The following is a 12,375-nucleotide window of genomic DNA, read 5'->3' as shown; positions in this document are numbered from 1 at the left end:
TCACTGGCGCTGCCCACCTCGGTAGAAGGCGATCACGGGCGGATCAAACCGCTCGTGATCCAACTGCCACAAACCCAGCTTGCCGTGCACCATCGGGATCTGCACCACCGTGTCAGGCTCGAACTGGGCCCAGTACTCGGGTGCCCTTTTGAAACGCAGCACCGGCATGCCATGCTGCGTATCCACCGGGTACAAGGTGCCCACACTGGCAGACACCCGGTAAGCGTAGTTGACCGAGGGGCCCGCCGTCAGCTGGTCCACCCGCTTGAGCACCGGTGGGGTCACGAGCGCGGCCACCACCGCAACCAGAATGGCCAGCCCATAGGCTTCACGTGGCGGCACCGTGGCCCGACGCAATGACGTGAACACCAGCACCCCAACCAACAGCAGCCACAAGCCATAGCCTGCCAGCACGGTGGGCGTGCGCAAGAACTGCGCAATCTGGGCGTCAATCAACTCGAAGCGGCCCACCACAAAGGTGTCCACCACGGCAAACAGGAACAAGCCCAGCATCAGCACCATGGTGAACAGCGTGCCCTTGTGCTTTTCCAGCGCGAACTCATGGTCGGCACTGTCTGGCAGCAGCATGCCGGGGTACACCGAGCGCAGCATGTCGGCCAGCGCCTCACGCGAACCCAGCGTCTGCAGCCCGGTATCAATGGCCACCATCACATCGCCATCAGGGCATGGAAAACTCGCCCAGGCCATTTGTCCGGCCCGCAAGTTGAAAGGGCCTCGCCACTGGGGTTGCTGCGGCGCCTGCTTGGACAACACCACATCGGCATCTTCGTTGGCACCATGCCAGCGGCAGCGCAGCCGCACCTGAGCCCCCTCATCGACCAACACCCCCAGGGCCTGCACAGGCCCCAGCCGCCACAGCCGGTTAAGGTGCGCACTGCGGGCCAGCGCCACCCGCCAAAAGCGCACACCCGGAGGCAAAGCGGCCACGATGCGATTCTGATGCGCCTTCAGGGCACGACGCTGCAGGAACAAGGCCAGAACCAGGCCGAGTTGCAAGAGCACGATGGAGAGGAACAGCAGGGGTGTTTTCAGCATGGTGACCAGTATCCACTCAGGCAGGCTTGAATCCAACTCTATCAAGCGTTGCTCGCGCCCCTTGTCAGCGCGGCACGATGAACGTACTCGCCTCACTGACCAGGCTGCTATCACGGGCGGTGCGGCTGGCCACCTCGAAATGAATCGGTACCACGCGACCAGTCAACTGCACTGCCTGTGCCGGCGGCACCCGCACGGAAACCTGCACCATGCGGTCCTCGACCGGCCCCAGCACAACCGGGGGCGACGTCGTTGCAGCACCAGGCAAACCACGCACGCCAATCTGGATGCCTTGAGGCAGGTCGGTCTGGTTCATCAGCTGAACGCGGTAGACGTTCTCGATGGCACCGTCATCCACCGTGCGGGCCATCACGCCACGGTCACGGATCACGTCCACTCGGATATCGGGGCGACTCATCAAGGCGCCAACCAGGGCAAACAGTAAAACGCACATCACCCCGGCATACACACGCACGCGCAGCCTAGACCAGGACGATGCCTGACCGACCTGGCCACCTTGCCCCAGTTCACGCTGCGTGGCCACACGCACCAGCCCTCGCGGCTGCCCGGTCTTGTCCATGATCTGATCGCACGCGTCGATGCACAAGCCGCACCCGATGCAGGCGGCCTGCAGACCCTCGCGGATGTCGATCCCGGTCGGACAGACCTGCACACACATCGTGCAGTCGATGCAGGCACCCGCGGCCGAATGGAGTCTGCCGCGATGGGCGCCACGAGGCTCGCCACGCTGGGTGTCATATGCCACGATGCGGGTGTCACCATCCATCAGCGCCCCCTGGAAGCGACCATAGGGGCACATGTGCAGGCACACCTTCTCGCGCAGCAAGCCAGCGTTCATGTAGCAGAACCCGCCATAGAACAAGGCCCAGAAGCCATCCCAGAAGCTCAGCGTGCCCATGACCAGGCTGGGTACCAGCTCCCGCATCGGCGAAAACCAGCCGACGAAGGTCAACCCCGTCCACACCGAGATGGCGCCCCATGCCAGTTGCTTGCCACCACGCCGCCACACCTTATTGGCATTCCAGCCCGACTGGTCAAGCTTCAGGCGCTGGTAGCGATCCCCCTCCAGTCGCCGTTCGACCCACATGAACAACTCGGTGTAGACCGTCTGAGGGCAACTGAAGCCACACCACAGGCGGCCCCACAAGGTGGTGACCATGAACAGCCCCATGGCACAGAACACCAGCAGGCCTGCCAAAAAAATGAGGTCCTGGGGCAGCAGGATCAGGTTGCACAGATAAAAGCGCTTGGCCTCCAGGTCAAAGCGCACCATCTGGCGACCATGCCAGTTCAGCCAGGGCAAGCCGAAAAAAAACAGCTGTGTGGCCAGCAAACTGGCCCTGCGCCAACGCGAGAAGCGCCCCTGAGTGCTGCGGGCCTGAACCTTGTGGGCGGCCTCCACACCTGGAAGATCAAGTGACGGAAGGATGGGGACAATGCGTCGGGACTCGCTCATCGACGTGCTCCTAGATGTTCAAATTCATTGGGGCTGGATGGGGCAGCAGACACGCCGGACCAAAACGCCGCACGCAAGGCCTGATCCAATACACGCAGAGGTGTGCTCAGAGCTTCCGCATGGTCCGCCAGCAGCTCGTCTTCTCGGAAGTACACGGCCTTCAGGGTCACCGTGCCGCAGGCCGCCTGACGGGCCAGTGAACGGCTGCGATCCATCTCGTGTTGCAGCCCATCTTCTTCACCGCGCAGCAGGGTCCATCCCAAGCGATAGGTCGGTGCATCGGTCGCGGCGAACCACACCGGGCACAACACCACATAACCTCCCCACTGCAGGTTCAGCACCTGGTCCAGGCGGCCATCGAGGTGCCAACCTCTCTCCAGTGGCGTGGCGTGAACCGGCTTGGGTGCAGGGACCAAACCCAACTCGGTCACCCATGACACGGCACCGGCGCGCGTGCCATCGAGCAAATCAGGCAACACGGTTTCGCGCACCGCCACATTTGGCGAGCGGACCAGGGCCTCGATCACCAGGCCATGAGACCACGCCATCCAGGCTGCGGCCGGGTGGTGGCGGGCAAGACCTCGCAACGCTTCAGCCAACTGCTCTGGCGAGGCCCCCTCGCCCCCCATGTCGCGGGGCACGATCAGGCGCGGCCAACCCGACGTGATCACGTCGGCCAGCAAGCCCTCTGGGTCAGCTTCTGCGGTGGACGCCGGAAAGACAGTGCTTGTGTTCATGCGCACATGCTCCACCCAAGCCATCTGATACGCCAGATTCAGATTTCTATGAAAATAACCATATCAGTTTGACGCCAACACCATGTCTACCCTGTATGAACAGCTGGCCGATGCCGTGGCCCAACGCATCCTTGACGGCCAGTTGCAGCCGGGCGAGCGCCTGCCTTCGGTGCGGCAAACCTGCACCCAGGCACAGGTCAGTCCCGCCACGGTATTCCAAGCCTACGATCTGCTCGAAAGTCGGGGGATGATCGAGTCCCGGCCACGGTCGGGCTTCTATGTGCGCAAGCCGTTGCGCCGTGCTGCTGCGCCGGCACTGGCCGTGACGCCGCGGGCCGACAGCACCCCGGTAGCCGTCAGCGAACTGGTGTTCGACGTGCTGAACAGCACCCGGGATCGCGACGTGGTGCCCCTCGGGTCAGCCTTCCCGTCTCCCACGCTGTTCCCGCTGGAGCGCCTGGCCCGAGACGGTGCCCGAGCCATGCGGCAACTCGCCCCCCAGGCCCTGACCACCGAACTGACATCGGGCAACGCGCGCTTGCGCGAGGCCCTGCGCGCCCGCAGCGTGCGCCACGGGCTGCGCGTGGGCCATCAAGACCCCATCATCACCAATGGTGCCATGGAGGCCCTCAACCTGTGCCTGCAGGCGGTCACCCAGCCCGGGGACGTGGTCGCCGTGGAGGCCCCCACCTTCTACGCAGCGCTGCAGGCCCTCGAACGCCTGCACCTGCGCGTGGTCGAACTGCCCACCGATCCGCAGTCAGGCGTAGACCCTGATGGCCTGGCTGAGGTCATCCAGCGCCACCGCGTGGCCGCCTGCTGGCTGATGCCCAACTTTCAGAACCCACTGGGCGCGCTGATGCCTCATGCCCGCAAGCAGGCGGTCATGCGGGTACTGAATCAGGCCGGCATTCCCGTGGTGGAAGACGACGTCTATGGCGAACTGCACCATGGCAGCGCACGCCCCCTGCCGCTCAAGGCGTTCGACACCGAAGGGCAGGTGCTGTACTGCAGCTCGTTTTCAAAGTGCCTTGCACCTGGCTACCGCGTGGGCTGGGCCCTGGGCGGACGCTACAGCCACATGGTGCAAAAGCTCAAGATGATGAGCTCGCTGGCCACCTCCGTACCATCGCAGCTGGCCTTGGCCGAATACCTGGAAGAAGGCGGCTACGACCGCCACCTGCGTCAACTGCGCAAGACACTTGCCACCAGCCTGGCCCAACTGCGCCAATGGGTGCTGCAGCACTTCCCCAAAGGCACGCGGGTATCCAGGCCAGCCGGGGGTTACTTCCTGTGGGTGCAACTGCCCGATGGCATCGATACGCTGCGCCTGCATCAACTGGCCCTGGCACAGGGCATCAGCGTGGCGCCTGGCGCCCTGTTTTCAGCAGACCAGCGCTTTCAGTCGGCCTTGCGACTCAATGGGGGCCACCCGCAAGACCCTCGGGTGTTAGAGGCCGTGAAGGTGCTGGGCAGGCTGATAAGCCAATTGACCGCCTGACCCACAGGCAGCATGGCCTGTCATCCCGCATCAGCAAGCAAGCTCAATGACTCCTGCACCAAGTCATGCAAGGCCACCACGCGCTGCACCCCCAGCTTGTCGTTGACCTGATCTTGTGCCTTGCGCCAATGCCGTTGCGCCTGGTTGCGCAAGGCACGGCCCTCATCGGTGATGGAGATCAGCCGGCTGCGCTTGTCCTCTCCAGGCGCCTGCTGCAGCCAACCACCCGCCATCATCGGCTTGAGGTTGCGGGTAAGGGTTGAGGGGTCCATCTTCATCGCCACGGCCAGGTCACCGGGCCGGATAGGCCCCAGATGCAACACGCATGACAAGAGCGAATACTGGCTGGTCTTCAGACCCACCGCGGCCAGCTCAGCGTCATAGATGAGGCCCACTTGCCGCATGAGCTGACGCAACTGGAAGTGGGTACATCCACGCGGCGCCCTGGTTGTACAGTTGCCGGTCACAGGCTGAGCAGGGGCTTTCATCTGGCTGAGGGACAGTCTGCACGCGACAGGCTGACACGTGGACCAGGCCCTGGCGTCATTCACGCCGAGCATCTGAGCGGCAAGTCAGGGCTGGAAGTGATGCAGGCCATGCAGAAAGGCGAAGTGCCCCATGCCACGATCGGTGCCACGTTGAACTTCATGCCGCTGGAAATCGAACGCGGCCGCGCCCTGTTCCAGGGCCAGCCCGGCCCTGAGCACCTGAACCCGATGGGTACCGTCCATGGCGGCTGGTTTGCCACGGTGCTGGACTCGGCCCTGGGCTGTGCCGTGCACAGCATGCTGCCTGCCGGGCGTGGCTACACCACTGCCGAGTTGAGCGTGAACATCGTCAAGGCCTTGACCCCGAAAGCCGGCCCGGTGCGAGCAGAAGGCAAGGTGTTGCACTGTGGCAGGCAACTGGCCACGGCTGAGGCACGCCTGTTTGGTGCAGACGGCACCCTCTATGCCCACGCCACCACAACCTGCCTGGTGTTTGAGTTGCCGAAGAAAGCGTGAAGCAGTCACCTGAGTTGAGGCCCGTTTTGAGTGGACGACCCTCATCCACACCAGCCTGAGTGTAGATCGTCGGCTCTGCAGCGTCAGCGGCCTAAGGCATATGCGCCTGGCCCCTCCTTGCCCTGTCATGCCAGCGCAGGCTGGTATCCCAGGGCAAACCTCGGCGGCCGTTGGGCATGGCTGGATTTCAGCTTTCGCTGGGGGCGTGACGATCAGGTCAGACAAACATCCCGCCTGACACCTCTATCCGCTGTGCATTGATCCAGCCGCTACCAGGAGCCAGCAGCGCCGCAATCGCGCCGCCGATATCGTCGGGCAGACCGACCCGGCCGAGCGCAGTTTGTGCGGCGACAAAGGCGTTCAGTTGCGCGTTGTCCCGTACTGCGCCGCCGCCAAAATCGGTCTCGATGGCGCCGGGGGCTATGGTGTTGACCGCGATGCCTCGTTCGCCCAGCTCCTTGGCCATGTAGCGGCTCAGTACTTCCACCGCCCCCTTCATCGCGGCATAGGCGCCGTAGCCGGGCAGGGCGAAACGGGTCAGGCCGCTGGAGATGTTGACGATGCGGCCGCCGTCGTTCATCAAGGGCACCAACTTCTGGGTCAGGAAGAACACGCCCTTCAGGTGCATGTTCACAAGGTCGTCGAACTGCGCTTCGGTTGTCTCCATGATGCTGGCGTGACGACCTTCCCCAGCGTTGTTGACCAGATGGTCAAAACGGTCTCGCTGGAAGGTTTCGGGCAAGGCCTGCTGCACGCTGGTGGCGAACGCCGAGAAGCTGGCGCTGATGCTGGTGTCTAGCTGCAAAGCCACCGCACGGCGGCCCTTCGCCTGTATGGCGGCGACCGTGGCTTCTGCCTCCGCCTTGGCGCTGCGGTAGGTCAGGATGATGTCGCCGCCCTGGGCGGCCAGGTGCAGGGCGGTGTTCTTGCCAAGGCCGCGGCTGCCACCGGTGATGAGGGCGATGGGTGTGTTGCTTGCAGTCATGTGAAATGGCTCTTAGGTTGGAGTGATCGAAGTTTATTAATTGATTTAATGAACATAAAGTTGCTAAATTTGAATTAACTGTTATTCAACATTCGACCAATGGATCAGCTTGAGCGCTTGCAAATCTTCCACCGCGTGGCCGAACTGGCTAGCTTCAGCCAAGCCGCTTTGAGCCTGAACCTGCCCAAGGCCAGCGCCTCGACTGCCGTTCAGCAGCTCGAAGCCCAGCTCGGCACCCGCCTGCTGCACCGTACGACGCGGCGTGTGCAGCTGACGCAAGACGGCCAGACGTTCTACGAACGCAGCAAGGATGTGCTGGCCGATATGGATGAACTGCAGGCGATGTTCCTGCAGCAAGAGGCCGCCGGTCTGTGCGGACGCATCCGCATAGACATGAGTACAGGGCTGGCGCGAGATATCGTCATCCCCCGCCTGCCCGAATTGCTGGCCGTGCACCCGCTGCTGGAGGTGGAGTTGAGCAGCACCGAGCGCCGGGTAGATCTGGTGCGGGAAGGATTTGATTGCGTGCTTCGGACCGGCAGCGTGGTGGACACCAGTCTCATCGCCCGGCCGCTCGGTACGCTGCGCCAGTTAAACTGCGCCAGCCCGGCCTACATCCAGGCTTTCGGCATGCCGCAGACCTTGGCCGACCTGGCCCGCCATCGCCTGATCCACTTCGTAGGCACGCTGGGCGACAAGTCGGCCGGGTTCGAATACATGGACGACGCCGGCACGGTGCGCAGCATTGCGATGGCCGGTGCCGTGACGGTCAACAACTCGGAGGCCTATACCGCCGCCTGCCTGGCCGGCCTGGGCATCATCCAGGTGCCGCAGGTCGTTGAATCGGCCCATTTGCGCAGCGGGGCACTGGTGCAGGTGCTACCGCAATTCCTGGCGCCGCCGATGCCGCTGAACCTGCTCTACGCCAACCGCCGCAATCTGTCGCAGCGGGCGCGGGTGGTGATGGATTGGCTGGCAGGTGTGATTGCGGAGGCGCAGGTGGGCGGCTAGTCTGTTGCTAAGCTCTGTGCCCGCAATTGGCCGGGTGTGGGTGCCCCTCAGCCAACCTCGCCGCCCGAGAGCAGTCGCAGACACAAGTTTCTTAGAGCAGTCGTTGAGCGACCACATCGCTCCGTTACCGTAAAAGACACTTGATGTAAGTGAGCCTTCATTGGTCGCGCCCGCGCGGGCATCACGCCGATTGCGCATGCCCAGGCCGCATCAGTAGGAACGCGCCTATCGCGGCGACCGACAGTACCGTTGATGCAGCAAAAACAGCGCTCGGTGAGACGGACCACAAGGCCCCTGCGATCAGGGATGCGGGCAGGTACATCACGCCAACGACAAAGTTGTAAACGCCCACCGCCGTGGCGCGGCGCTCTGGCTCGAGGTCGGCGATGAAGGCCTTGCTCTGCGATTCGTCGATGGCGTAGAAAATGCCGTACACGGCAAAAATGACGGCGACCTCCCAGCGGCTGCTGGCGAACACCAGCCATAGGTTGAGGCTTGCATACACTGAGTAGCCGAGCAAGATGATGCGGGTGCGCCCGATACGGTCACCCAGCCAGCCGACCCATGGAGCTGCAATGACGCAGGTGGTGTTGAACAGCGCATACAACAGCACTGTCTCGGTAATGCCAAATCCTACGAGGTGAGCTTTGAGCAGAATGAAGCCAAGGCTGAAGTACGCGAGCGCGAAGACTGCACTCGGCAGCAGGAAGCGCTTGAAGGCCGGTGTGAGTTGCTGCCAATTCCGCCGCACGCTCTCGCGCTCGTGGACGACGCCCGGCTGGTCAGGGATGCGCGTGAGCACCAGAACGCTGATGCACGCAGGCACGAAGGCAACCAGGAACAGCGTAGCGTATGTGCTGGCCGACTCCCCCAGGCAGGACAACAGCGCATAAGCCACGAGCGGTCCGATCACTGCGCCTGTCTTGTCGAGAGCCTTGTGCACGCCGAATGCAAAGCCCCGTGACTCTTTGTCTGAAAGGGATGCCAGCCATGCATCGCGGGGCGGACCGCGAAAGCCCTTGCCCAAACGCTCAATGACACGAAAGATGCTGAGTGCAACGATAGACGACGACACCAGCAGGATGAGCTTTGCCAGCGTGGAGAAGGCGTAGCCTGCGACAGCGAACCACTTGCGCCGACCGCTGCGATCCGACAGCCAGCCGGCGAGGTAGTTCAGCGATGAGGCAGAGAAGTCCGCCAGTCCCTCGATCAACCCCAGCAACGCACTGGACGCACCGGCCACCGTTGTGAAGAAGACGGCGAACACCGCGAAGATCATCTCGGAACTGACATCGGTCAGGAAGCTCACCACACCGAGCTTGAGCACATCGGGGTGGAGTTCTTGGCGATGGTGGTGTGACATCCGGTTGGTTCTGTAGGAATAAGCGATCGTTGTGCTCGGGTCGGAAGAGCAAGATTCTTGGAAGTGTCACACGCCATAAAGCGCTCAGACAAGGCACGTAGCATCAAGGTGTTTGGCCGCGCCCCCCACCGACCAGTTGGCCAACAACGCCCCAAGGTCCTTGCGTTCCAGGGTGCGCCGCCAGGCAGCAATGGGTCGCTTTGAGTCAGTCTCTCTACGCGGGAGCAGCCGTTCAACCCGGCTCGCTGGTTGGGGTGCCGTCAAGCGACTGGTGCCAGGTGCAAAACGCGGTCGGTTGAGGCCGGCGTATCTCGATGACCGCTGTTGGCGGCCACCGCCGTCCAGACACCGCACTTGAATGTCTCAGATCAGCCTGAACCAGCCATCGATCGCATCACCAGCATGGGGTCCATGTACTCAGGAACTACCTCCTGCAGCCAGTTCCGGTACAAACCGCCTCACCAGATCCGCCTTGCGCGCCACCATCTTCTCCGCCAAGGCCGCGCTACCCCCGTGGCGCTGCACCGTCTGGCGAATGGCCTCATCCGGAATGCCGGCCAGCACCTCCACGGCCTGCCGTACCTCGGCGTCGCTCATGTCGCCAAACAGTCTGACCGCATGGGGGTTATCGCGGTCGTGCCGCAGGGTGTCGATTTCGTTCACCACATTGCCAAACGCCGCGCCTTTGGGGTCACCATGTGCACGAAACGCCAGCGCGCCACCCACGTCGAGCGTCAGCACCTGCCCCGCGGCGACGCCCTGGTTGTCACCACCGAAGCCGGCGGCATCCCAGTTGGCCGTCCACGCATGCACCGCCAGCCAGTGCTGGGCCTGTCGGCGTTCAGCCTCGTCGAGTTGCGCCACCAGCCGTTTGTCCAAAGGCTGCCACGCGGTCGCCACCTGATCAGGCGCCACCGTGTCCACATAGTGCAGCGTCGGTGCACCGGCCAATTGGTACAGGGCGGCAGCCAGCCGTTCATTGCGCGCATGCGCCACCGATTCAAGCTGCTTGACGTAATACCGCGCGCCCTGCGCATCTTCATAGAGGCCACCGGGGTTGCTGCCCAACTGCCCGCTCACGCGGCACAGCGTCGCCGTGTCGATCACCTGGCTGGAAGACGACATGACACGCGCTCAAGGCAGAGGCTGCGCCTGCCGCACCACCGCCAGCTGCGAAGGGGTTTCAATGGCGCCCTTGCGTGCCTTGCGCACCGTGCGAATGGCCTCGTCCGGCGCCACCCCCAGCTCGACCAGCAAGCGTGCAGCCATCATGCCGGCGCGCCCCAGCCCGCCCTTGCAGTGCACCAGCACATCGTGCCCATGGCGCAGCAGCGCGCGGATCTCTCGGCCATGCGTGAGCCAGTCCTGCTCAAACAGTTCGGTCGGCACCGAGTAATCGGCAATGGGCAGGTGCACCCAGCTCATGCCACGATCCTGCACGGCACGGCCCAGTTGCGGCACCTTCAGCATCTGCAGTTCGTGCGATTCAACCAGCGTGAGCACGAGCTTCGCGCCCCACGCCGCAATGGCATCCAGGTCCACAGCCAGGTCACGTGCCCAGGCACCAGTAACCGCCCCGTGGTCGTGCTTGCCGGGGCAAAACGTGATGCCGATGCGCCCGTGCGCAGGGCTGGCCTGCACCTCGGCAATCTGCAGAGGGTGTGTCTGGCTTGTCCGCACCAATGTCATGTCACCGGCCCCATGTCCATGCTGGCCGTCAGTCTGACAGAGCCCGCCGCACCACGGTGCGATGGGCGACTGATGCACTTCGGATACCCCATGGCAGATCAGGTCATGACAGGTGCGAGAAAATCATGCCCATGACCACCCGGACCGTGCCCCCAGAACAAGACCCGCTGGACCCGATGCCCCAGCCGCCCGAGGCCCCAGACATCAACGACTGCTGCGGCAACGGCTGCGATCCGTGCATTTTCGACCGCCACGACATGGCCATGGACGAGTACCGTCAGGCCCTGCGGGCATGGCGAGCCCGGCACCCCGAGGCTGATCAGCCCTGAAGCTTGAAACCTGCAGCGATCTGATTGAGGGTGTGGGCCTGCGTCTTGAGGCTTTCTGCGGCGGCAGCGCCCTGCTCCACCAGCGCCGCGTTTTGCTGCATGGACTGGTCCAGGCGGTCTACCGAGTCGGCGATCACCTGCATGCCTTCGGTTTGGGCGCGAGCCATGTGGGTCGCGTTGCCAATCAGTGCTGCCACCCGCTCCACGCTTTGCACGACGTCATTGAGCCGTGTGCCGGCATCAGCCACCAGACTCGCCCCCGCATCCACTTGCTCAACCGATGCCGTGATGAGGGTCTTGATTTCTCGGGCAGCCTCGGCTGAGCGTTGCGCCAGATTGCGCACCTCGGACGCCACCACGGCAAAGCCTCGGCCCTGCTCACCGGCACGCGCGGCTTCCACCGCAGCATTCAGCGCCAGGATGTTGGTCTGGAAAGCGATGCCATCGATCACGCCAATGATGTCGCCAATCTTGCGGCTGCTGTCGCTGACACCCGACATCGCAGCCACGGTACGGCGCATCACTTCGCCACTGGCGCGCGCATCAGAGCTGGTGCTCTCTGCCAGGGAACTGGCCTCGCTCATAGCCGCACTGCTCTGGCGCGCGGCATCGGTCATGTTGCGCATGGAGTTGGCTGCGGCTTGAAGCTCAGCACTGCCCTGCTCGGTGCGCTGGCTCAAGTCCAGGTTGCCTGCGGCGATTTCGCTGGCTGCGGTGTTCACTTGCTCGGCGCCGTCGCGCAGGGTGCTCAGCACCTCGCGCAGGCGGGTCTGCAAACGCTGCATCACCTGCATGCCTTGTTGCGCCGTGGCGTTCAAGCCGGCCGGCATGTCAACACGCAAGTCGCCCTGGCTCATGCGATCTGCGCCGCCGACCAGGTCCATCAAAAAACGGGCTGTGGCGCGAGCCCCATCCAGGTAAAGAAATGTGATGAGCCCACCCAGCAACAGTGAACCCGTGATGATGGTGCCGCTCGCCCACCCTTTCAAGGTAGACACGATGACCCAGCACTGCAGGGCCACGCTGAGGCCCAGGTAGATCGCAAGCCGCTGCTTGATGGTGAGTTTGGCGTACATCTTTTCTCCGAATTCCCAGCCGAATACCAGAGTCTGTTCTTTGTTGGACACGGGTAATGCGGACATCAAGCACCCAAAAACTGGCCTGCTTCTCGCTTTCAGGCAAACTGTTTCGATCTGTATCGCAGGCGTTTTCCATGGCGCCAT

Annotated in this window: 13 protein-coding genes; 4 read left to right on the top strand and 9 right to left on the bottom strand. The window is 63.3% G+C overall.

The window, feature by feature from the left end; all coding sequences use genetic code 11:
• From ACE3PH_RS08955 to ACE3PH_RS08945, 3 genes are all read right to left on the bottom strand, one after another.
• Positions 1–1,056, bottom strand: a complete 1,056-nt coding sequence (locus ACE3PH_RS08955; protein WP_374318038.1) for a hypothetical protein — start codon at positions 1,054–1,056, stop codon at positions 1–3.
• A 64-nt stretch (positions 1,057–1,120) separates the two neighbouring features.
• Positions 1,121–2,533 carry a cytochrome c oxidase accessory protein CcoG gene (gene ccoG / locus ACE3PH_RS08950; RefSeq protein ID WP_374318036.1) on the bottom strand — a complete coding sequence of 471 codons (1,413 nt, stop codon included), beginning with the start codon at positions 2,531–2,533 and terminating at the stop codon, positions 1,121–1,123.
• A complete protein-coding gene (locus tag ACE3PH_RS08945) occupies positions 2,530–3,270 on the bottom strand; it encodes an acyl-CoA dehydrogenase family protein (protein WP_374318034.1) in 741 nt (246 codons plus the stop codon). Before ACE3PH_RS08945 ends, ccoG begins: the two co-directional genes overlap by 4 nt.
• A gap of 82 nt (positions 3,271–3,352) precedes the next feature.
• On the opposite strand from ACE3PH_RS08945, the gene ACE3PH_RS08940 reads away from it, so the two are divergent.
• Positions 3,353–4,771: a PLP-dependent aminotransferase family protein gene (locus ACE3PH_RS08940; RefSeq protein WP_374318032.1), complete on the top strand. Its 1,419-nt coding sequence runs from the start codon at positions 3,353–3,355 to the stop codon at positions 4,769–4,771.
• A gap of 20 nt (positions 4,772–4,791) precedes the next feature.
• Here the strand turns inward: ACE3PH_RS08940 and ACE3PH_RS08935 are convergent, their stop codons facing one another.
• Positions 4,792–5,175 carry a MarR family winged helix-turn-helix transcriptional regulator gene (locus tag ACE3PH_RS08935; protein ID WP_374318030.1) on the bottom strand — a complete coding sequence of 128 codons (384 nt, stop codon included), beginning with the start codon at positions 5,173–5,175 and terminating at the stop codon, positions 4,792–4,794.
• Positions 5,176–5,241: 66 nt separating this feature from the next.
• On the opposite strand from ACE3PH_RS08935, the gene ACE3PH_RS08930 reads away from it, so the two are divergent.
• Positions 5,242–5,775, top strand: coding sequence for a PaaI family thioesterase (locus ACE3PH_RS08930; protein ID WP_374318424.1), 534 nt, complete (start codon positions 5,242–5,244; stop codon positions 5,773–5,775).
• 217 nt (positions 5,776–5,992) lie between these two features.
• On the opposite strand, the gene ACE3PH_RS08925 is transcribed toward ACE3PH_RS08930, so the two are convergent.
• Entirely contained in the window at positions 5,993–6,760 is a 768-nt protein-coding gene (locus ACE3PH_RS08925) for an SDR family NAD(P)-dependent oxidoreductase (protein ID WP_374318028.1), read from the bottom strand.
• A gap of 99 nt (positions 6,761–6,859) precedes the next feature.
• Between ACE3PH_RS08925 and ACE3PH_RS08920 the strand changes: the two genes are divergently transcribed.
• The gene (locus ACE3PH_RS08920) at positions 6,860–7,771 is read left to right on the top strand and encodes a LysR family transcriptional regulator (RefSeq protein ID WP_374318026.1); all 912 of its coding nucleotides are present in this window, start codon (positions 6,860–6,862) and stop codon (positions 7,769–7,771) included.
• Between the two features lie 181 nt (positions 7,772–7,952).
• Here ACE3PH_RS08920 and ACE3PH_RS08915 read toward each other — a convergent pair whose 3' ends face one another.
• The 3 genes from ACE3PH_RS08915 to ACE3PH_RS08905 all read right to left on the bottom strand — a co-directional run bounded on the left by ACE3PH_RS08915 (position 7,953) and on the right by ACE3PH_RS08905 (position 10,823).
• On the bottom strand, positions 7,953–9,134 hold the full coding sequence (locus tag ACE3PH_RS08915) for an MFS transporter (RefSeq protein WP_374318024.1): 1,182 nt from the start codon (positions 9,132–9,134) through the stop codon (positions 7,953–7,955).
• Positions 9,135–9,551: 417 nt separating this feature from the next.
• Positions 9,552–10,259: a hypothetical protein gene (locus ACE3PH_RS08910; RefSeq protein ID WP_374318022.1), complete on the bottom strand. Its 708-nt coding sequence runs from the start codon at positions 10,257–10,259 to the stop codon at positions 9,552–9,554.
• A gap of 9 nt (positions 10,260–10,268) precedes the next feature.
• The gene (locus tag ACE3PH_RS08905) at positions 10,269–10,823 is read right to left on the bottom strand and encodes a cyclin-dependent kinase inhibitor 3 family protein (protein ID WP_374318020.1); all 555 of its coding nucleotides are present in this window, start codon (positions 10,821–10,823) and stop codon (positions 10,269–10,271) included.
• 131 nt (positions 10,824–10,954) lie between these two features.
• Between ACE3PH_RS08905 and ACE3PH_RS08900 the strand changes: the two genes are divergently transcribed.
• On the top strand, positions 10,955–11,152 hold the full coding sequence (locus tag ACE3PH_RS08900; RefSeq protein WP_374318422.1) for an oxidoreductase-like domain-containing protein: 198 nt from the start codon (positions 10,955–10,957) through the stop codon (positions 11,150–11,152).
• Here the strand turns inward: ACE3PH_RS08900 and ACE3PH_RS08895 are convergent.
• A complete protein-coding gene (locus ACE3PH_RS08895; protein WP_374318018.1) occupies positions 11,143–12,279 on the bottom strand; it encodes a methyl-accepting chemotaxis protein in 1,137 nt (378 codons plus the stop codon). The two genes, ACE3PH_RS08900 and ACE3PH_RS08895, sit on opposite strands and share 10 nt — an antisense overlap.
• Between the last annotated feature and the right edge of the window lie 96 nt (positions 12,280–12,375).

This window comes from Aquabacterium sp. (assembly GCF_041909175.1).
In the GTDB taxonomy this organism is placed as follows: domain Bacteria; phylum Pseudomonadota; class Gammaproteobacteria; order Burkholderiales; family Burkholderiaceae_C; genus Aquabacterium.
The sequence above is the reverse complement of the archived record's forward strand: the minus strand, read 5'-3'. Positions and strand labels throughout refer to the sequence as shown.